At 71.0% G+C, this 23,916-nt stretch carries 22 protein-coding genes; 8 read left to right on the top strand and 14 right to left on the bottom strand.

Translation table 11 applies throughout. The features are described 5' to 3' along the window. Positions 1–98 precede the first annotated feature (98 nt). From C2865_RS31975 to C2865_RS31930, 10 genes are all read right to left on the bottom strand, one after another. Positions 99–2,144, bottom strand: a complete 2,046-nt coding sequence (locus tag C2865_RS31975) for a serine/threonine-protein kinase (RefSeq protein WP_106402365.1) — start codon at positions 2,142–2,144, stop codon at positions 99–101. After that, positions 2,141–3,841, bottom strand: coding sequence for a hypothetical protein (locus tag C2865_RS31970; protein ID WP_157963985.1), 1,701 nt, complete (start codon positions 3,839–3,841; stop codon positions 2,141–2,143). The genes C2865_RS31975 and C2865_RS31970 overlap by 4 nt, the downstream gene beginning before the upstream one ends. A gap of 169 nt (positions 3,842–4,010) precedes the next feature. Continuing rightward, positions 4,011–5,090, bottom strand: a complete 1,080-nt coding sequence (locus C2865_RS31960; protein ID WP_106402362.1) for a hypothetical protein — start codon at positions 5,088–5,090, stop codon at positions 4,011–4,013. A gap of 106 nt (positions 5,091–5,196) precedes the next feature. Then, a complete protein-coding gene (locus C2865_RS31955; RefSeq protein ID WP_106402361.1) occupies positions 5,197–5,505 on the bottom strand; it encodes a DUF1416 domain-containing protein in 309 nt (102 codons plus the stop codon). Positions 5,506–5,542: 37 nt separating this feature from the next. Further along, positions 5,543–6,382 (bottom strand): sulfurtransferase, encoded by an 840-nt coding sequence (locus C2865_RS31950; RefSeq protein WP_106402360.1) that lies wholly within the window; start codon positions 6,380–6,382, stop codon positions 5,543–5,545. Beyond that, positions 6,383–6,814: a DUF4395 domain-containing protein gene (locus C2865_RS31945; protein WP_106402359.1), complete on the bottom strand. Its 432-nt coding sequence runs from the start codon at positions 6,812–6,814 to the stop codon at positions 6,383–6,385. It lies immediately after the preceding gene. Positions 6,815–6,901: 87 nt separating this feature from the next. Beyond that, positions 6,902–6,967: a putative leader peptide gene (locus tag C2865_RS41920; RefSeq protein WP_408608342.1), complete on the bottom strand. Its 66-nt coding sequence runs from the start codon at positions 6,965–6,967 to the stop codon at positions 6,902–6,904. Between the two features lie 112 nt (positions 6,968–7,079). Beyond that, positions 7,080–7,469: a TlpA family protein disulfide reductase gene (locus tag C2865_RS31940; protein WP_106402358.1), complete on the bottom strand. Its 390-nt coding sequence runs from the start codon at positions 7,467–7,469 to the stop codon at positions 7,080–7,082. A 37-nt stretch (positions 7,470–7,506) separates the two neighbouring features. Further along, the gene (locus C2865_RS31935) at positions 7,507–8,217 is read right to left on the bottom strand and encodes an LmeA family phospholipid-binding protein (RefSeq protein ID WP_106402357.1); all 711 of its coding nucleotides are present in this window, start codon (positions 8,215–8,217) and stop codon (positions 7,507–7,509) included. A gap of 63 nt (positions 8,218–8,280) precedes the next feature. Continuing rightward, positions 8,281–8,535: a MoaD/ThiS family protein gene (locus tag C2865_RS31930; protein ID WP_106402356.1), complete on the bottom strand. Its 255-nt coding sequence runs from the start codon at positions 8,533–8,535 to the stop codon at positions 8,281–8,283. A gap of 171 nt (positions 8,536–8,706) precedes the next feature. Here C2865_RS31930 and C2865_RS31925 point away from each other — a divergent pair, with 171 nt between their 5' ends. Further along, the gene (locus tag C2865_RS31925; RefSeq protein ID WP_106402355.1) at positions 8,707–9,420 is read left to right on the top strand and encodes a winged helix-turn-helix transcriptional regulator; all 714 of its coding nucleotides are present in this window, start codon (positions 8,707–8,709) and stop codon (positions 9,418–9,420) included. 109 nt (positions 9,421–9,529) lie between these two features. Here C2865_RS31925 and C2865_RS31920 read toward each other — a convergent pair whose 3' ends face one another. Beyond that, positions 9,530–11,308, bottom strand: coding sequence for a bifunctional metallophosphatase/5'-nucleotidase (locus C2865_RS31920; RefSeq protein ID WP_106402354.1), 1,779 nt, complete (start codon positions 11,306–11,308; stop codon positions 9,530–9,532). A 160-nt stretch (positions 11,309–11,468) separates the two neighbouring features. Here C2865_RS31920 and mshD point away from each other — a divergent pair, with 160 nt between their 5' ends. The 7 genes from mshD to C2865_RS31885 all read left to right on the top strand — a co-directional run bounded on the left by mshD (position 11,469) and on the right by C2865_RS31885 (position 18,429). Then, entirely contained in the window at positions 11,469–12,311 is an 843-nt protein-coding gene (gene mshD / locus C2865_RS31915) for a mycothiol synthase (RefSeq protein WP_106402353.1), read from the top strand. Between the two features lie 200 nt (positions 12,312–12,511). Next, complete coding sequence (gene pstS, locus C2865_RS31910) at positions 12,512–13,615, top strand: phosphate ABC transporter substrate-binding protein PstS (protein ID WP_106402352.1); 1,104 nt, start codon at positions 12,512–12,514, stop codon at positions 13,613–13,615. Positions 13,616–13,789: 174 nt separating this feature from the next. After that, positions 13,790–14,707, top strand: a complete 918-nt coding sequence (gene pstC, locus C2865_RS31905) for a phosphate ABC transporter permease subunit PstC (protein ID WP_106402523.1) — start codon at positions 13,790–13,792, stop codon at positions 14,705–14,707. Further along, positions 14,704–15,612 (top strand): phosphate ABC transporter permease PstA, encoded by a 909-nt coding sequence (pstA, locus tag C2865_RS31900; RefSeq protein ID WP_332873403.1) that lies wholly within the window; start codon positions 14,704–14,706, stop codon positions 15,610–15,612. The genes pstC and pstA overlap by 4 nt, the downstream gene beginning before the upstream one ends. Positions 15,613–15,632: 20 nt before the next feature. Continuing rightward, entirely contained in the window at positions 15,633–16,409 is a 777-nt protein-coding gene (pstB, locus tag C2865_RS31895; protein ID WP_106402351.1) for a phosphate ABC transporter ATP-binding protein PstB, read from the top strand. Positions 16,410–16,654: 245 nt separating this feature from the next. Then, positions 16,655–17,272, top strand: a complete 618-nt coding sequence (locus C2865_RS31890) for a DUF47 domain-containing protein (RefSeq protein ID WP_106402350.1) — start codon at positions 16,655–16,657, stop codon at positions 17,270–17,272. After that, the gene (locus C2865_RS31885) at positions 17,269–18,429 is read left to right on the top strand and encodes an inorganic phosphate transporter (RefSeq protein ID WP_269802756.1); all 1,161 of its coding nucleotides are present in this window, start codon (positions 17,269–17,271) and stop codon (positions 18,427–18,429) included. Before C2865_RS31890 ends, C2865_RS31885 begins: the two co-directional genes overlap by 4 nt. Before the next feature lie 71 nt (positions 18,430–18,500). Here C2865_RS31885 and C2865_RS40315 read toward each other — a convergent pair whose 3' ends face one another. The 3 genes from C2865_RS40315 to C2865_RS31875 all read right to left on the bottom strand — a co-directional run bounded on the left by C2865_RS40315 (position 18,501) and on the right by C2865_RS31875 (position 23,827). Further along, positions 18,501–18,665, bottom strand: coding sequence for a hypothetical protein (locus C2865_RS40315; protein WP_198653750.1), 165 nt, complete (start codon positions 18,663–18,665; stop codon positions 18,501–18,503). A gap of 151 nt (positions 18,666–18,816) precedes the next feature. Continuing rightward, entirely contained in the window at positions 18,817–23,043 is a 4,227-nt protein-coding gene (locus tag C2865_RS31880) for a hypothetical protein (protein WP_106402349.1), read from the bottom strand. Positions 23,044–23,305: 262 nt separating this feature from the next. Further along, positions 23,306–23,827 carry a gamma carbonic anhydrase family protein gene (locus C2865_RS31875; protein ID WP_106402348.1) on the bottom strand — a complete coding sequence of 174 codons (522 nt, stop codon included), beginning with the start codon at positions 23,825–23,827 and terminating at the stop codon, positions 23,306–23,308. Positions 23,828–23,916: the final 89 nt, after the last annotated feature.

Genomic DNA, 23,916 nt, shown 5'->3' with positions numbered 1-23,916 from the left:
CCGGGGGAAGAAAAGGGGCAAGGACGAGCGCCGTGGCCAGCGCTCCCAGGGGTCGCCCGCTGCTCAGAAAATAACCCATTCCGATGTTCACGCCGGTCTCACTCGAACTTGCTCAGCCGCTCGATGCGTGCGGCCCGCCAGATTCCGTCCGTCTGCGTCATGGTCATCCGCCAGACGATCCCGTACACCCGTTCCGAACTCGCCCCGGAACGCTTGACGGTCTTGGTGCTCACCAGCAGCACGGGCCCGTTCGAGACGGCAGGAACCGTCTGGAACGCGGTGTCCAGCATGACGCCGTGCACGGACTCCTGCTGGCTGAGCTCGTTCTGCCAGGCGGGCAGGTCACCGGTCAGCGCCCGGTCCGCCAGGCAGCCCCGGACGTCGCTCCCGTGGATGTCCTTCGTCTCGAAGGTCAGGGTGAGGTACTTGCCCAGGCAGGCGGACGCCGCCTGCACCAGGGCCTTCCCCTCCGCATCGGGCCAGGCCGCCCCCGTGTCCTGGACCGGCTCCTGGTTCTCGTCGACGTTCGAGACATCGTGGACCGTCCAGCCACCGCCCCCCTTGACGAGCCGTACGCGTGCCTCGATCGACTCGTCTACCGGCCCGTACGCCGAAGTACTCCTCCGGTCGCCCGACACCACGGCCTCCACCCGGTCCCCGGCTGCGGAGATGACGCCCAGCGAGGAGAGCTTGAGTACCGCCCCGCGCTTGTCCAACTTGGCGTTCTTGAGCTCCTCGGCCGTCCAGTGCGTCTGGTTCCACTGCTGCAGGAAGGACGGGAGGACGGGAAGGCCCTCGTCCTTGAAGGACGCCGGGTCCTTGTAGTCGTAGCTGTAGAGCTTCTCCACCGCGGGAGCGGCGTCGCTCAGTGCCTTGGCCGCCTCCTCCGGCACGGCGAGAGATGCGCCGTTCTGCCCTGAGGGAGCCAGACCCGTCTGGTTCCCGTTCCCCGGGGGGTCGGTCTTCTCTCCCAGCATCCCTCTGCCGAAGTAGCCGAGCGTCGCCAGCAGAGAGACCGCCGCGACAGCCGACACCGGAACGACCCAGCGGTTCTTTCTCGGCGCGGGAGGCCCGGAGGGAGGCATCGGGACGGGCGGAGGCGTATGGACGCCGTGGGCACCGGGATAGGTGGCCTGGTACTGCGGGGCATTGGGGGCCGACATCCACGTCGCCCCGGAAGGCCGCTGGTGCGGCGGCAGCGTCTGCCTCGGCGGCTGCTGGTGCGGCGCGAGGGTTCCGCCCAGGTTCGTGAAGGCGCGCGGAGCCTCCGGAAGGAAGCCAGGAGTCCACACCGAGCTGATCTGGGTGTGCGCCTCCTGCTCGCCCGCGGCGCCCATCAGCCGGGTGAGGATCTGCTCCCCGGTGGGCCGGCGGGCCGGGTCCGGGTGGAGCGCGGCCTCCACCAGCGGGAGCAGTTCCATCGGGACGCCCGAGAGGTCGTGCGCACCCTGCTGGGCGCGCACGGCCAGCACCATCATGTTGCCGGTGCCGTACGGGTGCCTCCCCGTCGCGGCGTAGGCCACGAGGCTGCCCCAGGCGAAGATGTCTCCCGCCGTGGAGACCATGTTCTCGAAGAGCTGCTCCGGCGCGATCCAGCCGGGGCTGCCGACCACCACGCCGGTCGCGGTGTGCTGGCTCGTCGCGTCCGTCGCCCGTGCGATGCCGAAGTCGATGACGCGCGGCCCGTCCTCGGCGAGCAGCACGTTGTGCGGTTTGAGGTCGCGGTGCACGAGCCGCGCCGTGTGGATCGCCAGAAGCGCCGTGGCGATGCCGATGACGAGGCCGCGCAGCTGCGCCGGGGGGAACGCGCCGCGCTCCTCGACGTAGTCCTTCAGGGACATGCCCGGCACGAACTCGGTGACCAGGAACGGCATGCCGTCCTGCTCCCCGTACGCCAGCACGGCCGCGGTGCAGAAGGACGCGACGCGGCTCGCGTTCGCGACCTCCGACTCGAACCTCGCCCGGTAGCCGGGGTCGGCCGCGAACTCCCGGCGGATCACCTTGATGGCGACCTGCCGCCCGTCCTGGCCGGCCCCCAGGTAGACGACGCCCATACCGCCCGCGCCGAGCCTGCCGAGCGTCCGGTACCCGCCCAGTACGCGCGGGTCCTCGGGGAGCAGGGGCTCGATGTTCTGTGCGGTCACGGGCGCAGGATGCCCAGTACGTCCTGGGTGACGGCCTTCGCCTCGGCGATGGCCGTGTCGGCGGGCACCGCGACCATCGGGTTGACGCCGTCCCCGCCGGAGAACTCGACATCGACCATCACGTTGCCGACCCTCACCGAGAGCAGCGCCTTGCCGAGCGGGGTCGTGGTGACGGACGACTGCACGTAGGCGTCGTCCCCCACCCCCGTCAGCGCCTCCAGCGGACCGTACTGGATGCCGATCGTGTCGGTCTTGTTCGCCTGCTTCTCCATCCGCTCCTTCTGCAGCCGGAAGCTCTGCTCGCCCCCGTCGACGTCCGTGCGGTACCAGAGCCTGACCGAGATCTTCCGCGTCGGCACGTCGGGCGAGTTGTCGGAGGACCAGACGCAGGTGGCGGTGCTCTGGTCCTTGCCCGAGGTGTAGCCCTGGTCGGCGATCCGCTGCATGCTCGCAGTGGGGATCAGCCGGGTGAGCGTCTCGGGCTTCACCAGCGCGCACGGGTCGACCAGGCCCTTCAGCACGCCCTTGGACCACGACGGCTTCGCCGCCTGGACCGGGGCGTCCTCGGGACCGCTCTGCGGCGGGGCGGCGGCGCCGGTGCACTGGTCGGTGCAGGCCTTGATGCCGGCGGCGACCTGCGTCGCGACCTCCTCGGCCCCCTGGCGCGCGGTGTTCTCCGGCAGCGGGATGTCCTTGCTGTCGTCCAGGAAGTTCTTCGTCGGATGGTCGTAGCCGTAGTAGGTGACCTCGACGTAGTAGTTCCCGATGCGGAACTTCGTCTTGGCGTACTGGGCCTTCCCGGTCGACAGGTGGGATTCGGTGAACGCCTCTTCGCCGATCTGCGGGACCGTCACGGCTCCGTGCTTGTTGCCGATGCCGTCCGTCCCGTTCTCGTCCTCCTTGGCCGTGCTCAGCGCGTACTTCATGTCGTCGGCGGCCTGGGTGGGGGCGTCCTTGTGCTCCGATGAGGTGCGCAGACGCATGATCACCTTCAGGTCGCGCGTCTTCTGCAGGGCCGCGCCTTTTTGGTACTTGGTCTTCCAGTTGCACGAGACGAAGGCGTTGTCCTCGCTGGCGCCGTCCTTGGACGACGCCGAGTGGGCCTCGGGGTCCGGCACCAGTTTGTTGACGGTGCCCTTGTCGACCCAGCCGCACGGGCTGGCCACCTTGGTGTAGGGACCGGTCGCGGCGGGGGCCGCCGACTCCGTCGGGAGGCCGCCCGGACCGCCGGGAACGTCGAGGGAGGGCACCGGGGGAGGCCCGGCCACCGGCTCCTCCGAGCCGGAGGTGACGGCGAAGACCACGCCGACCAGCAGCAGCACGCCGACGACCGCGCCGCCGATAGCCAGGACCTTCTTGTCGAGCCCGCCACCGGGCCGCTGCGGCGGGGGGAACCCCGGACCGCCGGGACCGCCGGGACCTCCCGGAGGTCCGGGGAAGCCGGGGCCTCCGTATCCGCCGGGGGCACCGGGACCGAACTGGCCGGGTCCGGGAGGACCACCGAACTGCGGCGGGCCCTGCTGCGGCCCGCCGGGCGGAGGCGGCTGCCACTGCTGGTTCGGCGGGCCGGGCTGTGGCGGCGGGCCGGGCTGCGCGGGCTGCTCGGGGTGGTTCGGCCCCCCGGGCTGCGGCGCGCCGAAGCCCGGGCCCGGTGGCCGCTGGCCGAACTGTGGTGCGGAACCCGGTTCCTGGCTCATCTTCGCTCCCCGTGCGGCGGAAAAGACGCGGCCGACCCTACTGGGCTCGGCAGGAGTGGTCCAAAGTGACAAAGGGAACGAAGGGGATGAACAGCCACAAAATTCATGACACAAACCCGCAGAACCCGCAGGTGGGGCCTGGTGCCGGGAAACCCGGGCCTTTCCGCCATCAGCTCCAGATGAGGACCGCGGTGACCTCCGAGCCGATCTGGTGGGCGGCCGTGCTCGCGACGTCCCCGGCGTCCTTCCTGGCCAGGTCGCTGCGGTAGGCCATGGAGAAGACGATCAGGTTGCTCTGCTCGTAGACCCGGCTCCAGGTGGAGACCCGCTTGTTGCCGATGGACCGCGCGCCGCTGCCCTTGTCGGGGTTGATGAGGTACGGGTACGAGCCGGACTTCTTCATCTCCTTGACGGCGGCGGCGTTCTTCAGCGGCATGACGATGACGGTGACGACGGCCTTCTTCTTGGGGTCGCTGTAGACCGCACCCCGGAAGTCGCCGATGCACGGGTACTTGGTGAGCACCTTCTTCAGGTCGCTCGGAGCCGCCTTGCTGCACGGGCCGGACGCCGCCCCGACCCGGCGGAACGTCGTCCCGAAGGACGTCTTCATCGTCGCCTTCAGCACGTTGCCCGGGACCTTCTTGGCGGTGTCCGCGGTGGGCGAGGGCGCGGAGGGCGTCGGCGAGGGGTCGAGGTCGGGAACCGGCGGCGCGGAGAACGTCGGCACGTCCACGCTCGGCACCTCCACCGCGACCGACGGAATGGCGACCGTGCGCTTCTTCTCCGGCTTGCCCAGCACCTTGAAGGCCGCGAAGGCGCCGGCGACGACCACCAGGGCGAGCACCGCCGCGATGACGGGCAGCGGGTTCACGCCCTTGCGGGGCTGGTGCAGCGCGCCCGGCTGCATCGGGTACCCGGGCTGGCCGAAACCGGGCTGGCCGAACTGTCCGGGCTGCCCGTACTGGCCCGGCTGGCCGTACTGGCCCGGCTGCTGGAACGGAGGCGGCGTCCCCTGACCCGGGGACGGCTGCCAGCCGGGGACCTCGCCCTGCTGGGGCGGGGCGAACGGCGGCGGGGTGCCCGCGCCGGGCTGCACCAGCGGCGTGCCCAGGTTGGTGTGGTCGGAGTGCCCCTGCTGCTGTGGAGGCTGCTGCTGCGCGAAGGGGTCGTAGTGGCCCGGCTGCTGGGCCGCCCCGTTCTGGGGGTCGGGTCCCTGCTGCGGCGAAGGCGGCGGCGTCCAGTTAGCCATAAAGCGTGACTTTACCCTGCTCTTCCCACCCGGCTACCAGGAAGTAAGAACAAAACAAAAAGGACCCTGTGGGCTAAACCACAGGGTCCTTTCCGGTGCAACCAGATCAGATGGCGACCTCGACGCCGGCGATCTCGCCGGTCTTGGCGGTCACCGCGCTGTCCACGCTGACCCCGCCGGGGGCCAGGACGCGGACGGTCCAGTCGCCGTCGGCGGCGAAGAAGCGGAAGATGCCCTCCTCGCTGGTGACGACCTCGGCGGTGAACTCACCGGAGGCGTCGAGCAGCCGGGCGTAGGCACCGGAGACCGGGTCGCCGCCGCGCAGGACGGTGCCCTGGATGACGGCCTCGTTGCCGAGGTCGACGGTCGCCGGAAGGTGAGCGGTCTGGGCCGGGGCGGCGCATCCCTGGGACATGGCTGTTCTCCCTTGAGTTGAGTCGTACCGGTCGGTCTTACTTGGGCTCGCCGAGCTCGATCGGCACGCCCACCAGCGAGCCGTACTCGGTCCAGGAGCCGTCGTAGTTCTTCACGTCGGGCAGGCCCAGCAGCTCGCGCAGGGCGAACCAGGTGTGCGAGGAGCGCTCGCCGATGCGGCAGTAGGCGATGATCGGCTTGTTCAGGTCCACACCGGCCTCGGTGTAGAGCTTGCGCAGGTCCTCGTCGGACTTGAAGGTGCCGTCGTCGTTCGCGGCCTTGGACCACGGGATGCTGCGGGCGGTCGGCACGTGGCCGGCGCGCTGCGCCTGCTCCTGCGGCAGGTGGGCCGGGGCCAGCAGCTTGCCGGTGAACTCGTCGGGGGAGCGCACGTCGATGAGGCCCTTGGAGCCGATCGCGTCCACGACCTCGTCGCGGAAGGCGCGGATCGCGAGGTCCTGCTCCTTGGCCTGGTAGTTCGTCTCCGGACGGGACGGGACGTCGACCACCAGCTCGCGGGAGTCCAGCTCCCACTTCTTGCGGCCGCCGTCGAGGAGCTTGACGTTCTCGTGGCCGTAGAGCTTGAAGTACCAGTACGCGTAGGCCGCGAACCAGTTGTTGTTGCCGCCGTAGAGGATGACGGTGTCGTCGTTGGCGATGCCCTTGCGGGACAGGAGCTGCTCGAAGCCCACCCGGTCGACGAAGTCGCGGCGGACCGGGTCCTGCAGCTCGGTCTGCCAGTCGATCTTCACGGCGCCACGGATGTGGCCCTTGTCGTAGGCGGAGACGTCCTCGTCCACCTCGACCAGCACCACGCCGGGGGCGTCCAGGTTGGCTTCGACCCAGGCGGCGTCCACCAGGACGTCACTGCGGCTCATTTAGGGAACCTCCTCGGAGATTGACTTCGGGATGACACGCTTGATGATCAGAAACATTTCGCAACCGAGGCAGAACCCGAACACGGCGTTCAGGAAGGCGGCCCCGAGGGCGAAGGAGGTGGCCGTGATCGCCGGCCACCCGAGCCCCAGGCTGTATCCGGCCACGCCCGCCAGCGCGAACACGAGCCCGACCCCCTGCGCGAAACGCGGCGGGGACTCGTCCTCGAGCTCGGCCGGAGGGCCCAAGCGCGGTCGTACGACGGCCGCGTAGAGCAGCCCGTACGGATGGTGACGCAGCCCGAAGAAGACTCCGATCGCGAACACCACGGCCTGAGCGGCGAGCAGTACCCAGCTCCCGGTGAGCAGTACCGCCACCAGGACGATCGATGTGACGGCAGCGGAGAAGCGCTGCCCTCGCGGGTCGATTTCCATGTGGAGAACACGCTCCCTTACGGGGCGGAGGTGCGGACGCCTGGCAGGTGCGGAGGAGACCCCCCGCGACAGCGGCTACGGCTGTTCTCAGGCCATGCGACAGAGCGCGGTCGAAACGCGGCAGTAGTCGACTGCCCGTCGCTTCGTCAGCATCTGCTCTGTCCAGTAACGCACGGAGACGATGTTACGACCCTTCTCGCCGCCTGTCACCCCCGTCTCGCCTGCCGAGACGGGGACGAAGATCACAAGCCGCAGGTCAGAGCGCTCACACCCGGCCCAGGGCCGCGATGACATCGGCCTTTCCGGGTTGTCCGGAGGCCCGTTGCACGATCCGTCCCGAGGCGTCGAGCACCAGGACGGTGGGGGTCTTGAGGATGTTCAGCTCGCGGACGAGCTCCAGCCGCGACTCCGCGTCGATCTCCACGTGGCGGACGCCCTCCACCATGGCGGCCACCTCGGCGAGGACGCGCCTGGTGGCCCGGCAGGGCGCGCAGAAGGCGCTGGAGAACTGGACGAGCGTCGCCCGCTCGCCCAGCTCGAAGTCCCACTCCGCGCGCACGTCCTGCTCCTTCAGCCGTCCCGACCGCCACCGGTGGACCAGCCCGAACACCGTGGCCAGACCCAGGGTGACGGCCACGGCCGCCGCACCGCTCATGGCCCGAACCTATGCCATCGGCCGCGGTGCGGCCGCCTCAGCCCGCGGCCCCTTGGGCGGCGCCGCTGAGGTCGACGTTCCGGGCGGTGCCGGTGATCCGCAGGCCGGTGTCCACCGGCTCGACCGAGGTGATCCGCGATCCCATCGGCAGGCCGGTGACGGGCACCGTGGAGGTGAAGTTCTGCTTCACGAGGTCGAGCGGCACCTGGATGCCGGAGGCCTGCACCGACTCGGGGGTGAGGGTGACCCCCCGCTCCGTCGTCTTGATCGAGACGTTCACGCCGACCTGCGCACTGAGCCCGTGGAACGAGACGGTGCCCTCCAGCAGGACGTTGTCACCGCTGCGCGAGACCTTCTGCACCCCCTTGTCGGCCGTCGCCTTCTGCACGACGGCGTACGGGATGACGGCCGAGGCGGTGGCCCGTTCGGCGCGGACGTTCGTCTGGTCGCCGTTCAGCAGGTCCCCGAGCGGCGCCTTGAGGTCGTTCAGGCGGATGTTCACGTCCTGGACGGTGACGCCCTGCTGGGTGTAGTCGCCGATGGAGACGTCGATCTGCCCGTAGTTGCCGCTGATCGCCTGGGTGAGGAACGGGAACCCGCCGATCTCCACCGACGGCTGCTCCGGCAGCCGGTACTGGGCCGCCACCTGCCGTGCCACCTCGTTCTCCGCCCGGGCCTCGCCGAACCTGTCGGCGCCGATCAGGCCTGCCACGACGAGGACGAGCAGGACGATCAGGAATTTACGCATGTCACCCCTAACTGTTCAGAGTGTGAGACGAACGGCCCACCCGGCAAAGTTCGCGTTGTGAGATCAGCCACCCGCGAACGGAGGCAATACTTCCACCACCGCGCCATCGGAGAGCTCCACTCCCGCATGCGGACGGGTGCCCACCGGCCGCCCGTCGACCAGGAACGAGCTGCGTTCCAGGACACGCCGGAATTCCTCGCCCCGCGCCCTACCGGCGTTCCGCAGCACCTCGGCGAGCGTGTCCGCCTGGTACGGCTCCTCGGGGACTCCCGCCGCGGCCTTCGCCGCGGCCCAGTACCTGATCACTCCCTTGGCCATTGTCCAAGGATCTCATTCATGTATCTGCCGTAATGAATCAGTCGGGCGCCCGTTGCCCCTTTCGGCCCCTCGTATAAGCTTCTAGCGAAGGATCCGGGCAACGAGGCCCCCGGGTCCTTGACGTCTTTAAGGGGACGTTTCACCCCGAAGGGCAGCAGAGGGAGGCGGCCGTTGAGCAGCTTGTTGTTGCTCACCAACGCGCTGGAACCGTCAGATGAGGTTCTGCCCGCGTTGGGTTTGCTCTTGCACTCGATTCGCGTCGCTCCCGCGGAGGCATCCGCGCTGATCGACGCACCCCCAGCCGACGTGATCCTCGTGGACGCGCGCCGCGACCTGGTGCAGGCCAAGAGCCTGTGCCGGCTGCTGCGCACCACGGGTCTCGACTCCCCGCTGCTGGCCGTCGTCACCGAGGGCGGCCTGGCCGCGCTCACCCCCGAGTGGGGACTGGACGACGTCCTGCTGCAGGCCTCCGGGCCGGCGGAGGTCGAGGCACGGCTCCGGCTCGCCATCGGCCGCTCGGCGGCCGGTGAGGCCGAGGACCAGCCCGGCGAGATCCGCAGCGGCGACCTGACCATCGACGAGGCGACCTACACCGCCCGGCTGCGCGGCCGGGTGCTCGACCTCACCTTCAAGGAGTTCGAGCTGCTGAAGTACCTCGCGCAGCACCCGGGACGGGTCTTCACCCGCGCCCAGCTGCTGCAGGAGGTCTGGGGCTACGACTACTTCGGCGGCACCCGCACCGTGGACGTCCACGTGCGGCGGCTGCGCGCCAAGCTCGGCGCCGAGTACGAGTCGCTCATCGGCACCGTGCGCAACGTCGGCTACCGGTTCGTTCCCGACCACCGGCCCGGCGACCAGGAAGAGGCCCTGGTCGGGCGGTCCTGACGGCCGCCCGCGGCCCTGGAACGTTCCTACCCGGCAGTAGGGCACCGGCGACCGCTGACGGCCCCCGCGCATCGACGCGCGGGGGCCGTCAGCGGTCGTCCCGGCGATCTCAGCCGAGCTTGATGCGGCCGGTCGCCGGAGGGCTCACCGGTGAGGCGGAGCCGAGGTGGGCGGTGAAGGCGTCCAGGTCCATCGGCCCGCTCCACGGGGCCGTGCCCTGGGTGAAGACGGAGAACCCGTCACCGCCGCCCACCAGGAAGCTGGTGGCGGCCACCCGGTAGGTGCCGGTGCCGGTCACCGGCTCGCCGTCGATCTCGATGCCCGAGACCCGGTCCCCGAAAGGGTTCCCCAGGGTCGCGGTGTAGGACAACGACGCCGACGGCTGGAGCACCGCGGTGCGCGCTGCCGTCCACTGCTGCTCCAGCAGTGCGTCGAGCCGGGCCCCGGTCAGGGTGACCACCTGCATGAGGTTGCCGAACGGCTGGACGGCGAAGGCCTCGCCGTAGGTCACCACGCCGTCGGGCGCGTACGGCAGGTCGGCCCGCACGCCGCCGGGGTTCATCAGCGCGATCTGCGCGCCGCCGCCCTCCCTGGTCGCCGCGAGCTGCGCGTCGGCGATCAGGTCGCCCAGCGCGCTCTCCCCGGACCGGGACGCGGTCCGGGTCAGGTCCGCGGTGATCTCGCCCACCTTGCGGTCGGCGACCTCGGCCACCCGGTCCTTCCAGGTCCGGACGAACCGCGCGGTCTCGGCGTCCGGCTCGATGTCGCGGGTGACGATCCGGTTGTCGACCTTCACCGAGGAGCGCACCACGTCCTTGGAGCGTTCGTCGATCCGCAGATCCACCTTGGAGATGACGCGCCCGAACGAACCGCCCTGGCTGTAGACGCGGGTGCCGTCCTCGGGGTCCTCGACCTCGCAGACGTAGGCCTGGTGGGAGTGCCCGGACAGCACGAGGTCGATCTCCGCGTCCACCTTCGTGGCGATCTCGGTGCCCGCCCCGGCGCCGCCGCCGGGGTCCCCGGCGGTGCTGCAGGCGTCCGGGGAGCGGCCCGCGGTGACGTTGTCGCCCTCGTGCACCAGCAGGACCTGGGCCTCCACGCCCAGCATCTTCAGCAGGCGCGAACCGAACCTCGCGGACTTCACGACCCTCTCGAACCGCAGGCCCTCGATGCCCGCGGCGGTCACGATCGCCGGGGTGCTCTCGGTCACCGCGCCGATGAAGCCGATCTTCTGCCCGTTGACCTTCCGCACCGCGACCGGCGGCACCGCCGGGACCCCGTGGCTGCGCAGCATCGCGTCGAGCCGCTTGCGCGGGATCCGGCGCAGGATCTCGTTGCCGGGCAGGTCCGGCAGCTTCCCGGCGTCCTCCAGCAGCACGTTCGCGCCCAGGTAGGTGAACTCCGCCCCCTTCCAGGGTCCTGCCGGGGAGGCGCCGTCGACGGGGTGCGAGCCGCCCTTCATGATGCGCTTCAGTTCGCCGTAGCCCTCGTCGAACTCGTGGTTGCCCACCGCGGACGCGGTGATCCCGAGGTCGCCGAGGAACTCGACGCTGGGCTCGTCGTGGTAGGCCGCCGAGATCAGCGGGGTCGCGCCGATCAGGTCGCCCTGGGCGACCTTGAGGGTGTTGCGGTCGGTCATCCGCTTCATCCAGGCGGCGATGTAGGCGGCTCCGCCCGCCTCCACCGTGGCGCCGTTCTCGTCGACCATCCGGCCGGACGACCCGGCGGGCGGTTCGAGGTTGCCGTGGAAGTCGTTGAGGGCGAGCAGGCGGACGGGAACGCTCTTCCCCCGGTCCGGAGGTGCGGCGGTCACTCCCTGGGCCGCCACCGCGAGCATCGCGGTGGTCAGCGCGCCGGCGAGCGCGGCCTTGGCGGTTTCACGCGGCATTGCACGGTCCTTGACGGGTCGATGGGGCGGGAGGGTGCGACCGGGCCCCTGCGGACCGGTGATCGCGGGTGTCACTTGGAGATAGGTGAGAACTTCTTCCTCACGATCTCCCCCATCTTGTGATCGCCTACCGTTGACCGGCGGCATAAGCTGGGGATCTATGGCCGCAGTGCACGAGTTGTCCCCCGAAGAGTCATCCGCCGTTCTCGACCTGGCCTCCCGGGCCACCGAGGCCGACGGGGTGGCCCCGCTCTCCGAGCAGACGCTGCTCGACGTCAGGCACGGCGGGGGTGAGCACCATCTCCGCTACGACACCGGGCGGCTGGCGGGCTACGCCTACACCGACGGGGAGTCCGCGGAGGTCGTGGTCGATCCGGACTTCCGCCGCCGGGGGGTGGGCGGGGCCCTGGTCTCCGACCTGCTCGCCGGGAACGAGCGGGTGCGGATCTGGGCGCACGGCGACCTGCCGGGAGCCGCGCCGCTCGCCGCGGGCCTGGGGCTCGCCCCGGTGCGCACCCTCCTGCAGATGCGCCGCCCCCTGGACGGGCGGCTGCCCGTCCAGCGCATCCACGCCGGCTTCACGCTGCGCACCTTCGAGCCGAAGGACGCCGAGGCGTGGCTGCGCATCAACGGCCTGTCCTTCGCCGACCACCCCGAGCAGGGCCAGTGGACGATGGAGGACCTGCGCCAGCGCATGGCCGAGCCCTGGTTCGACCCCAAGGGCTTCTTCCTGGCCTGCAAGGGCGACCGCGTGGTCGGCTTCCACTGGACCAAGGTCCACCCCGACGGCCTCGGCGAGGTCTACGTCGTGGGCGTCGACCCCTCCGCCCAGGGCGTCGGCCTCGGCCGCGCCCTGACCCTGGCGGGCCTGCACCACCTGCAGTCGCTGAACCTCAAGGCCGTCCTCCTCTACGTCGACGCCGGCAACACCTCGGCCGTCCGCCTGTACGAGTCCCTCGGCTTCACCCGCTACCGGGCGGACGTGATGTACGGCCGTCCCTGAGGGGCCGGATGTGACCTCGTTCACCTGATGGCCACGCCTTGTCGACGTGTTCTTCGGTGGTCCGACCGGCGGTGTTCACCGCCCGTTCACCTGGACCGCTCCGAGCCGTTCACCTGGGCTTTCTACCTTCGGATGCAGACGGTGTCCCCACCTCCCTGACCTGACACGGGGTACACCGCACTGATCAGGAGGAACACCCCGTGAAGAACGGCATCCGGTTGTCCGCCCTGGGCGGCGTCATCCTCGCAGGCGCCCTCACGCTGTCTGCTTGCGGCTCGGACGACAACACCGACGGTACCGCCGCCCCCGCGAACGCCGGGGACTGCGTCGAGGCGACCGTCAACGCCGCGGGCTCCAGCGCGCAGAAGAACGCGATGGACGAGTGGATCAAGAACTACACCGCGAACTGCGCCGGTGCGACCTTGAACTACAACCCCAGCGGCTCGGGCGCCGGCATCGAGGCCTTCAACTCCGGCCAGGCCGTCTTCGCGGGCTCGGACTCCGCGCTGGACGAGGAGGAGGCCGCCGCGGCCAAGACCCGGTGCACCGGCGGCAACGCGCTGAACCTGCCGATGGTCGTCGGCCCGGTCGCGGTCGCCTACAACCTGGACGGCGTGGACGGCCTGCAGCTGTCCCCCACCACCCTGGCCAAGATCTTCGCCAACGAGATCACCACCTGGGACCACGCGGACATCAAGAAGGACAACCCCGGCGCCACGCTGCCCGGCGACAAGATCACCACGGTGCACCGCGCCGACGAGTCCGGCACCACCGACAACTTCACCACCTACCTCGCCGCGGTGGCCCCCGACGTCTGGAAGTTCGAGGGCGGCAAGCTGTGGACCGCCCCCGGCGGCCAGGGCGGCACCAAGTCCGACGGCGTGACCACCCTGGTCAAGCAGTCCAAGGGCTCCATCGGCTACGTCGAGATGTCCTACGCCGAGAACGCCGGGCTGTCCACCGCCAAGATCCAGAACGGCGCGGGCGAGTACACCGAGCTGACCACCGACACCGCGTCCAAGACGCTCTCGGGCGCCAAGGTCGTCGGCACCGGCAACGACCTCGCCATGGAGATCGACTACAACACCAAGACCCCGGGCGCCTACCCGATCGTCCTGGTGACCTACGAGATCGCCTGCGAGACCGGCATGACCGGCGCCGAGGGCAAGTTCGTCAAGGCCTTCCTGTCCTACACCGCCTCCGCGCAGGGCCAGCAGGCCATCGCGGGCCTGGGTTACGCGCCGCTGCCCGAGGACGTCGCCACCAAGGTCCGCGCCTCCGTGGACGCCATCCAGGTCAAGTAAGAACCGAGCGAGATCCTGAACGGCGAGCACCACCACAGCCCCGTCGTCCGAGCGGACGGCGGGGCCACGCCCGGTTCCGGGCCCGATACACGAGAACCCGAGGGAGGGGCTGGGGTGACCAGCATCGACGACGTCCGGACACGGGCCGTCGGGGCGCAGCGGCAGAGGCGTGCGATGAGTACCGGTCGGCGGGGCGACCGGATCTTCCGCAGCGCGGCGCTGGGCTCCGGGGTGTTCGTTCTGGTGATCATGGCGGCGATCGCCGCGTTCCTCGTCTGGAAGGCGATTCCGGCCCTCCAGGAGAACGAGGCGAACTTCTTCACCGCCACCGAGTGGAACGCCAACGGCGACCCGCCGCGCTTCGGCGTGGCGCAGCTGGCCTTCGGCACCGTCATGTCGGCGGCCATGGCACTGATCATGGCGACGCCGGTCGCGATCGGCATCGCGCTGTTCATCGGCTTCTACGCGCCGCGCAGGCTCGCCGAGGGCCTGGGCTTCGTCGTGGATCTGCTGGCCGCGGTGCCGAGCATCATCTACGGCCTGTGGGGCCTGCACTTCCTGGTCACCAACTCCCAGGGCGTGGTGGAGTTCCTCAACGGCGTGCTGGGCTGGATCCCGCTGTTCGCGGGCGACAGCGTCGGCGGCCAGTCGATCTTCATCGGCTCGGTGGTGCTGGCCATCATGATCCTTCCGATCATCTCGTCCATCACCCGCGAGGTCTTCCTCCAGGTGCCGACCGCCCACATCGAGGCGGCGCAGGCGCTGGGCGCCACCCGCTGGGAGACCATCCGGCTGTCGGTGCTGCCCTACGGCCGGTCCGGCATGATCAGCGCGATGATGCTCGGCCTCGGCCGCGCCCTGGGCGAGACCGTCGCGATCGCCCTGGTGCTGTCCACGGTGGCCGGCATCAACTGGCACCTCCTGGAGCCCGGCGGCAACACGTTCGCCGCCAACATCGTCCGCACCTTCGGGGAGTCCGGGGAGATCGGCCGCAGCGCCCTCATCGCCTCGGGCCTGGTGCTGTTCGTCATCACGATGGTGGTCAACATGGCGGCCCGGGCCATCGTGGCGCGCCGTAAGGAGTTCGTGTGAGCGCCCCCACCCTGAGCCCGAAGCGCGGCCTGCCCGGCGGCCAGGCCATCCCCGCCACCTCGGGCATGCGCAGGCTCAAGGACAACATCGTCCTCGTCGCGGTCTACGTCGCCTTCGCGCTGGCGGTCATCCCGCTGGCGAGCGTGCTGTACAAGATCATCTCCGAGGGCGTGCAGGTCCTCAGCGCCGACTTCTTCCTCAGGTCGATGAACGGCATCGGCGGGCGGGACGCCGGCGGCGGCATCTACCACGCGATGATCGGCACCCTGGAGCAGGTGGCGCTGGCCAGCGCCATCTCCATCCCGGTCGCGGTGCTCACCGCCGTCTACCTGGTGGAGTACGGCCAGGGCAACCGGCTGTCGAAGGTCATCAGCTTCTTCGTCGACGTCATGACGGGCATCCCGTCCATCGTGGCCGGCCTGTTCGTCCTGGCCTTCTGGATCCTGGTGCTGGGCTTCGAGGTCTCCGGCTTCGCCGGCGCGCTGGCCCTGGCCGTCCTGATGATCCCGACGGTGGTGCGCTCGGCCGAGGAGATGCTCAAGCTGGTGCCCAACGACCTGCGCGAGGCCTCCTACGCGCTGGGCGTCCCGCGCTGGCGCACCATCACCAGGGTGGTGCTGCCGACCGCGTTCACCGGCATCATCACCGGCATCATGCTGGCCGTCGCCCGGGTCATGGGCGAGACCGCCCCCCTGCTGCTGACCATCTGGGTCACCAAGGTGATCAACTTCAACCCGTTCGACGGCGCCCAGTCCTCGCTGCCCACCTACATCTGGGAGCAGGCGGGCGACCCCAACCAGGTGGCCGTCGACCGCGCGTGGGGCGCGGCGCTGGCCCTCATCTTCATCATCATGGTCCTCAACTTCGGCGCCAGGCTCCTGGCCCGCAGGACCTCGATCCGGTAGAGAAGGAACGGAGCAACAGCATGGCGAAGCGGATCGAGGTCTCGGGCCTCAACGCCTACTACGGCGGCTTCCTGGCCGTCGAGAACGTCTCCATGACGATCGAGCCCCGCTCGGTCACCGCCTTCATCGGCCCGTCCGGCTGCGGCAAGTCGACGTTCCTGCGCACGCTCAACCGCATGCACGAGGTCATCCCCGGCGCCCGGGTCGAGGGCAGGGTCATGCTCGACCAGCAGGACCTCTACGGCGAGAGGATCGACCCGGTCGCCGTCCGCCGCGTCGTCGGCATGGTCTTCCAGCGGCCCAACCCGTTCCCCACGATGTCCATCTACGACAACGTGGCGGCGGGCCTGAAGCTCAACGGGGTCAAGCGCAAGAACGAGCTCGACGGCATCGTCGAGAACTCGCTGAAGGGCGCCAACCTGTGGAACGAGGTCAAGGACCGGCTGGACAAGCCCGGAGCGGGCCTGTCGGGCGGGCAGCAGCAGCGGCTGTGCATCGCGCGGGCCATCGCGGTCCAGCCGCAGGTGCTGCTGATGGACGAGCCCTGCTCGGCGCTCGACCCCATCTCCACCCTGGCGATCGAGGACCTCATCGCCCAGCTCAAGTCGCAGTACACGATCGTCATCGTGACCCACAACATGCAGCAGGCGGCCCGCGTCTCCGACCGCACCGCCTTCTTCAACATCGCGGGCACCGGCAAGCCGGGCAAGCTCATCGAACTGGACGAGACCTCGAAGATCTTCACCAACCCCACGGAGAAGGCCACTGAGGACTACATCACCGGCCGTTTCGGCTGAACCCGCCGGTCCGGGGGCCGCCGCCCCCGGACCTCCGGAGCTCGCGCAGGGCCCCCCACCGGCCGGTGGGGGGCCCTGCGCGTGGCCGCGGGACTCCCCGGACGCGCGGGGTGTATACGAGTAGATCGCCGGTAACCATCAGAAGTGTGGGTGATGACTCGCCGGAAAAACTCAGGTGAAAGTTCGTCATACGGGTGAACTGCACCTACGATCGCTGCGGATAGTTCCCGCACTAGGAGAGAAACGTGCGATTGCGTCTCACACCGCGTGAAGACGGCTTCTACGACTTGTTCGCCGATTCGGCGAACAACATCGTCACCGGAGCCCAGCTGCTCGTGGAGCTCATCAGCGACGGTTCAGATCGAGAGGCCATCGCGGAGAAGATGCGCGCCTGCGAACACGCGGGCGACGAGTGCACCCATGCGATCATGCACCGGCTCAACGAGAGCTTCATCACTCCATTCGACCGGGAGGACATCTACGACCTGGCATCCCGCCTCGACGACGTCATGGACTACATGGAGGAGGCCGCCGAGCTGGTCGTCCTCTACAAGATCAAGACGTTGCCGCCGGACGTCGTCCGGCAGGTCGAGATCCTGGAACGTGCCGCCGAGCTGACCGCCGAGGCGATGCCCCGGCTCAAGGCGATGCGCGAGCTCAACGAGTACTGGATCGAGATCAACCGGCTGGAGAACCAGGGCGACCGGATCTACCGCAAGCTGCTGGCCCATCTCTTCGGCGGTGAGTACGAGCCGCTGGAGGTGATGAAGCTCAAGGAGGTCATCGACCGCCTGGAGGACGCGGCCGACGCTTTCGAGCAGGTCGCCAACACCGTCGAGACCATCGCGGTCAAGGAATCATGACCGCGGAGGATCCGCAGAAGCTGATCGAGGCGGTGCAGGTCAAGCGCGACCTGGACCGGCCGCAGCAGAAGCAGAACCGGCTGAGCACCTACGTCTCGGCGGGCGGCGGGGTGATCGCGCTGATCGCCGGCATCGTCACCATCTGGGTGCTGGGCCCCTCCGTGGAGACCTTCGCCCTGGTGGCCGTGGTCGGGATCGCGCTCGGCTTCGACTACACCAACGGCTTCCACGACGCGGCCAACGCCATCGCCACCTCGGTGTCCACCCGGGCGCTGACACCGCGGGCGGCGCTGCTGATGGCCGCGGTCATGAACCTGCTCGGCGCGTTCGTCGGGGTGGGGGTCGCCAAGACGATCGCCGACATCCTGCCGGACCTGGAGGGGCTCAACGGCCTGGGCGTGGTGTTCGCGGCGCTGGCCGGCGCGATCATCTGGAACCTCATCACCTGGTGGTTCGGGCTGCCCTCCTCCTCGTCCCACGCGCTGATCGGCGGGCTGGTCGGCGCGGGCGTGGCGGCGGCGACCACGGTCGGCTGGGACAGGGTGCTGGAGAAGGTCGTCATCCCGATGATCGTCTCCCCCTTCGCGGGCTTCGCGCTGGGCTACCTCTTCATGGTGATCATCCTGTGGCTGTTCCGGCGGGCCAAGCCCGCCCGGGTCAGCCGCGGCTTCCGCATCGCGCAGTCCCTCTCGGCCGCCGCCATGGCGTTCGGGCACGGCCTGCAGGACGCGCAGAAGACCATGGGCGTGATCGTGCTGGCGCTGGTCTCCACCGGGCACCAGGCGCACGCCGACCACGTGCCGACCTGGGTGATCTTCGTCAGCGCCTCGGCGCTGTCGCTGGGCACCTACGCGGGCGGCTGGCGCATCATGCGCACGCTGGGCCGCAAGGTGATCGAACTCGACCCGCCGAAGGGCTTCGCGGCCGAGGCCACCGCCTCGTCCATCCTCTACATCGCGGCCATCGGGTTCCACGCGCCGATCTCCACCACTCACGTGATCTCCTCGGCGATCATGGGCGTGGGCGCGACCAAGCGGTTGTCGGCGGTGCGCTGGGGGGTGGCGGGCAACATCCTCATGGCGTGGGTGCTGACGCTGCCGGCCGCCGGCCTGATGGCGGCGCTGGTCTTCACCGTGCTCCGCCTCTTCGGGGTCTGAGGCACCGCGCGACACCAGACGCAGAAGCCCGTCCGGTCCACCGGACGGGCTTCTGGCATGTTCGGCGCCGGTCAGTCATAGACCGGCTCAGGGCTCACTCCGAGGACGATGTCGATCTCCGCCGCGGTGAGCGAGCGCTCCGCGGTCGCGACCGCGCTCAGCAGCTCGGCGTAGAGTTCGATCTCACCGAGTGCCACGTCGTCGTGCAGACGTCGATCGAGTTCCGAAAGGCGCACGCGTCAACCTCCGTTCATCCGGCCCCACAACACCCGCGTACAGGCTACTGGCCGGTCGCAAAGGTGCCCATGACCCATGAGGGCTACCTGAGGACTATCCGGAACGGCGCGGAGCCACCCGGAACGGGGGTCGCGGGACCACCCGGAACCGTCAGTGCTCCGGGCCGCCCCTCAGCGTCTGGTTGAGGTCGCCCAGCACGCGCTCCAGGTTGGACTCCGGCAGGTCGCGGGTGGTCAGCCGGGCCGCCGTCATGGCGTCCGCGCCGACCAGGCCGGCCAGCCGCCTGGCCTGGCGCGCCACCGTCTCGTCGAACCACTGGTGGACCGTCCGCCCGTAGGCGAAGTTCTCGTTCTCCCGCAGCCCCGCGATCCGGGTCATCAGCTCGACCCGCAGCTCCTCCTCCACCACGTACAGCTTGGCCTCCGCGAGCTTGACGAACAGCTGCACCAGCTCCCTGTCGGTCGGCGGGGTGAAGTCCAGCTTCAGGAAGGTCGCCTCGATGTCGGGGTTGGCGCGCAGGAAGCCGCCGAGGTCGCGGCCGGCCAGCACCAGCTGGTACGGGTGGTCGCGGAAGCCGCGGAACAGCTCCGCGACCGCCTCGGGGGTGAGCGCCTCGGCCTGCTGCACCAGGAGCAGGCCGCCCTCGGCCTGCTGCACCATCGCGGCGGTGCGCAGCTCCGTCTCCAGCCCGTCGCGGCCCAGCAGGTGCTCGGGACGGCACTGGATGAGGTGCCCGGACGGCAGCACCCCCAGCGCGCCGAAGATGCCGCCGACGATCCCGGCGACGGTGGCCTTGCCCGTTCCCGGCGGCCCCTCGAAGACCAGGTTGACCGGTGCGTCGGCCTCGGCGGCCAGCCGGTCCACCTCGGCCTTGACCTCCACCAGGCCGATCATCTGGTGCAGGGTGTCCAGATAGCCGTCCACGTCCCCGGCGGGCCGCAGCGCGGGCTCGATCGTCTCGGGCACGCCCGCGAAGTCCGCGGACTGGAGCACGACCCTGTCCCTGGCGCCGCCGCCCCGGCCCAGCGCGCGCTGGTAGGCCCGGTCCAGGTAGGCCTCGACGAGCCGGGCGCCGGTCAGGTCGCCGGGGCCGCGCAGCCGGGTGAGGTCCTCGCGCGCCGCGTCCCAGGCGACGGTGTCCAGCGAGGCGCGCCGCTCGTCGGCCAGCACCCGCAGCAGGGTGACGCGCTCCTCGACGTCGCGCAGCTCCGGCAGGTGGAAGACCCGGAAGACGCGCTCCAGCTCCGGGTGCTCCTGGGCGAAGCGCCGGAACGAGCGCGGGTCGCAGGTGGTGACCATCGGAACGCGCGCCCTGGCCCGCACCGTGCGCAGCGTCCGCAGGAAGACCTGCGGGTCGGCGGCGTCCAGGACCGCCGCGTCCAGCCGCTCCAGCAGCAGGGTGGGCGCGCCCTGGCCGCCCTCGTCGAACAGCGTCGCCAGCCGCTCCAGCGCCAGGCCGCGCAGCTCCTCGGCGTCGATGACGCGCAGCTGCCCGTCGCCGACGATCCCCGCGATCATCCGGGCGAACCGGCGCTGGCCGGTGTGCGGGGCGCCCACCAGCAGCACCGAGACCGCCGCCGGGCCCGCGGCGGGACCGGCCGCCGCGCCGCCGTCGAGCATCGTGGCGTACGGGTCGGCGGGACGGGCGCCGCCCTGGTCCAGCAGCGTGGCGTTCGGGTCCACCGGACGCCCCGCGCCCTGATCGAGCAGCGTGGCGTTGGAGTCCACCGGACGCCCCGCGCCCTGGTCCAGCAGCGTGGCGTCCGGATCCACCGGGCGGGCGGCGTCCTGGCCGGCCGGCTGCCCGGCGCCCTGGTCGAGCCGCGTGGCGTTGGAGTCCACCGGGCGGCCGCCCGACGGGTCGAGCATCGTGGCGCGCGGGTCGAAGCCCTGGCCCTGGTCGGGTTGCGTCGGGCCCTCGACGGCGCCTCCCGTGCCCGGATCGAGCATCGTGGCGCGCGGGTCGAACGACGCCGGGGCACCTGAGGCCTCCAGCAGGGCCGCGGCGCTCTGGTCCAGCATCGTGGCCGGGGCCTGGGGCGCCCGGGGGTTCGGACCGGGCCGCGCGGCGACCTGGGTGGCGTCCAGGGCGATGCCGGGGACCGGCAGGGCGTCGAGGAAGGCCGCGGCGTCGTCCTCGGCCCCGTACACGAACGTGACGCCGCGCCGGGTCACCGTCGGCACCTCGCCGGGCGACCGCGCGGGCGGGGCGATGTCGTCGACGGGCCGGGACGGCACCGGCGCGTAGTCCAGGAAGTTGCCGACCATCGTCCCGGACATGACACGGGTGCCGTGCTCGGGCGCCTGCTGCCCGCCCTGGCCGGGGTCGGCTCCGGCGGGTGAGGGCATCGGCGGCTGGCGGGGGCCGTCCGGCTGGTCGAAGCCCAGCGGCCCGGTGGAGTGCACGTCGGCCTGCGGCCCGCCGCCCAGCAGCCGTCCGCCGAGCTTGCGGGCGCGCTCCCAGGCCTTGCCGAACGCCTTGCCCGCCTGCTGGGCCAGCTCGTCGGCGGTGGGGCCCCGCTGGGCCGCCGGACGCCGGGAGCCCGTCTGGTACGGCGCGCCCGGCTGGCCGAACTGCGCCTGCTCGCCCTGTGCTCCCGGCTCGGCCGGCCGGGCGTCCTGGCCGGGCAGGATGAGCTGCCCGTCCGGGCCGAACTCGGCACGGGCGGTGCGCTGGTGCGGCTGGGTGCCCCACGGCTGCCCCTGAGCGGGCTGCTGCCCGCCCTGGGCGCCCGGCGGGACGTGCGGCTGCTGGGGCGGCCCCCACTGCTGCGGTGCGCCCTGCTGGGACGCGCCCGGCTGGGGAGCGCCCTGCTGGAACGGCGTGCCCGGCTGGGGCATGCCGGGCTGAGGTGGTTCGCCCTGCTGGGGCGCCCCCGGCTGGGGCATACCCGGCTGAAGCGGCGCGCCCTGCTGGGACGCGCCCGGCTGGAACGGCGCGCCCTGCTGGGGCGCGCCCTGCTGAGGCGGCGCCCCCCACTGCTGGGGCGGGGGCGGCGGGGCGGCCGGGGTGGTGGCGGTGGCCCGCTCCAGCCCGACCAGCTCGGCCAGCACCGCGACCGGCGCGGGGAAGCCGCGCGGCCGGGCGGGGATGCCGCCGCCGAGCCGGCACCAGCCCAGCGCCACCGCGTACAGGACGGCCAGCAGTTCCTCGCCGTTGCCCGAGGCCCCGTCGCGCAGCTGCGGCGGCAGCCGCTGGTCGATCGGCCAGAAGCGGCGGCGCAGCGGGTGGCCCGGCTGGGCGATCATCGCCTGGACGGTGTACCGGATCTCCGGGTCCAGCCAGCGGGTGACCTCGGCGACCAGGTCCTGGCGGACGATCGCCAGGTCGGCGGCGAGCAGCGCGGCGGCGATCAGCCGGGGCTCCACGAACGTGGGCCCGCCCGGCTCCCCCGCCGCCGGCGCCAGGCAGCGGGCCAGGTCGTAGAAGAGGTGCCGGAACCCGTCGCCCGGCGAGCTCTCGGCGCGCAGGCCCGGACTGAGGTTCGGCGGGCAGCGGGTGACCCACAGCTGGGCGACGGCCGCGTCGCCGTGCGGCAGCGCGCCGTAGTCCTGCTGCGGGTCGGCGAGCGTGACGTTGAGGATGGCCAGCAGCGCGTCGGCGCGGGCGGTGAACCGGGGCTCGTCGCGCAGCGCGGAGGCCGTCGCCCACATGGTCCGCAGGATCACCACCGCGGACTGGACGTTGTGCGCGCGCAGCCGCTCGGCGTACAGGGAGACGAGATCCTCCAGCGTCGGCGGGGTCAGCCAGCGCGGCCCCTCGATGCGGGGCAGCGCGGCGGCGCGGTAGGGCTCCCAGAGGGCGAGCAGGTCGGCGTCCCGCTGCGCGTCGAAGACGGGGGCCGAGGCGCACCAGAGCATCACGCCCCAGCAGGCCGCCACCGTGTTGGGCGCGTCCGGGGAGAAGTCGGCCAGCCAGCGCGGCGGGTTCTCCGGCCGGGGGAAGTCGCCGGGCGGCAGCGACGCCGCCGACTCGACGGTGGCGCGGACCCGAGCGGTCAGCGGCGCCAGGTCGGCGCCGAAGAACGGCAGCGCGGCGGGCGCGGTGACCTCGAAGTCGGGCCCGAGCGGGATCACGTGCGGGGGCAGCCCGGACACGGCCGCCGCGGTCTTGCCCGACCGCCGGACGGACGTGGCGTACGGCGGCGGGCACAGGTACCACTGGTTGTCGCCCGGGTGCTTGCGGTACCAGCGCGCCCAGGCGCCGAAGAGCCACTGGGTGGCGTCGGGCAGCTCGACGACACGTCCGGCGACGGCGTGTTCGCGCTGCTCGGCCCGTGCGGTGGGCCACCAGCTCGCGGAGACCACCGCCTTGATCTCGCGCTCGGCGGCGTCGAAGAGGTCTTCCTGCCGCGAGTCACTCGGTCCCCATGCCACCCGGTCATGGTAATTGACCCGGTTCTGCAGTGGACCGTTCAGCGCGCGCCAACGCGCGTTCGGCCACCGGCAGCACGCCGCCAGACGCGTTCTGCGGTGAACCGACCGGCACGCGCCAGCACGCGTTCGGCCACCGGCAGCCTGCCGTCAGGCGTGCGTTTCGCGTGGACCGTTCAGCACGCCGACGTGCGTTCGGCCGCCGGCAGCGCACCGTCGGGCGTGCGTTACCGGCGGCCCGGCCGGCTCCCGAGGGTCCGGCCGGTCATCTCCACTCGGCCTGGGCGTGCTGCTTGGCCTTCTGCACGTAGGCGGCGGCGGTGAGTTCGAGACCGGCCAGGTCGTCGTCGTTCAGCTCCCGCTTGATCTTCGCGGGCGCGCCGGCGACCAGCACCCCGGAGGGGAACTGCTTGCCGGGGGTGACCAGGGCACCGGCGGCCACCAGGGTGCGCGCCCCGATCCGCGCGCCGTTGAGCACGATCGCGCCGATGCCGATGAGCGAGCCGGTCTCGACGTGCGCGCCGTGGACCATCGCCTTGTGCCCGAGCGTGACCCCGTCCTCCAGGACGGTGGGCAGGCCCGGGTCGGCGTGGATGCACGACAGGTCCTGGATGTTGCACCCGTCTCCGACGATCACCTCCTCCTCGTCGGCCCGCAGGACCGAGCCGTACCAGACGCTGGAGTCGCGGCCGAGGGTGACCTTGCCGACCACCACGGCGCCCGGGGCGATCCACGCGGTGGGGTGAACTTCGGGCTGGTATGCGCCAAGTGCGCCCAAGAACGTCATGAACCGTATTCTGTCTCTTTGAGGCGGCGGCGTCTCGGCCGGGATCGACGTGAACGGACACCTGCCTAATTCTCGCGAGAACCGTCGTT

Origin of the sequence: Actinocorallia populi, from assembly GCF_002995495.1 — a bacterium.
Taxonomy (GTDB): domain Bacteria; phylum Actinomycetota; class Actinomycetes; order Streptosporangiales; family Streptosporangiaceae; genus Actinocorallia; species Actinocorallia populi.
Note: the sequence above shows the minus strand (reverse complement) of the source record. Positions and strands in the feature narration are given on the sequence as shown.

Excerpts from the sequence above, each read along its gene's own strand:
- C2865_RS31970 (WP_157963985.1), bottom strand. The coding sequence starts at position 3,841 with ATGAGCCAGGAACCGGGTTCCGCACCACAGTTCGGCCAGCGGCCACCG.
- C2865_RS31960 (WP_106402362.1), bottom strand. The coding sequence starts at position 5,090 with ATGGCTAACTGGACGCCGCCGCCTTCGCCGCAGCAGGGACCCGACCCC.
- C2865_RS31955 (WP_106402361.1), bottom strand. The coding sequence starts at position 5,505 with ATGTCCCAGGGATGCGCCGCCCCGGCCCAGACCGCTCACCTTCCGGCG.
- C2865_RS31950 (WP_106402360.1), bottom strand. The coding sequence starts at position 6,382 with ATGAGCCGCAGTGACGTCCTGGTGGACGCCGCCTGGGTCGAAGCCAAC.
- C2865_RS31945 (WP_106402359.1), bottom strand. The coding sequence starts at position 6,814 with ATGGAAATCGACCCGCGAGGGCAGCGCTTCTCCGCTGCCGTCACATCG.
- C2865_RS31940 (WP_106402358.1), bottom strand. The coding sequence starts at position 7,469 with ATGAGCGGTGCGGCGGCCGTGGCCGTCACCCTGGGTCTGGCCACGGTG.
- C2865_RS31935 (WP_106402357.1), bottom strand. The coding sequence starts at position 8,217 with ATGCGTAAATTCCTGATCGTCCTGCTCGTCCTCGTCGTGGCAGGCCTG.
- C2865_RS31930 (WP_106402356.1), bottom strand. The coding sequence starts at position 8,535 with ATGGCCAAGGGAGTGATCAGGTACTGGGCCGCGGCGAAGGCCGCGGCG.
- C2865_RS31920 (WP_106402354.1), bottom strand. The coding sequence starts at position 11,308 with ATGCCGCGTGAAACCGCCAAGGCCGCGCTCGCCGGCGCGCTGACCACC.
- mshD (WP_106402353.1), top strand. The coding sequence starts at position 11,469 with ATGGCCGCAGTGCACGAGTTGTCCCCCGAAGAGTCATCCGCCGTTCTC.
- pstC (WP_106402523.1), top strand. The coding sequence starts at position 13,790 with ATGAGTACCGGTCGGCGGGGCGACCGGATCTTCCGCAGCGCGGCGCTG.
- pstB (WP_106402351.1), top strand. The coding sequence starts at position 15,633 with ATGGCGAAGCGGATCGAGGTCTCGGGCCTCAACGCCTACTACGGCGGC.
- C2865_RS31885 (WP_269802756.1), top strand. The coding sequence starts at position 17,269 with ATGACCGCGGAGGATCCGCAGAAGCTGATCGAGGCGGTGCAGGTCAAG.
- C2865_RS31875 (WP_106402348.1), bottom strand. The coding sequence starts at position 23,827 with ATGACGTTCTTGGGCGCACTTGGCGCATACCAGCCCGAAGTTCACCCC.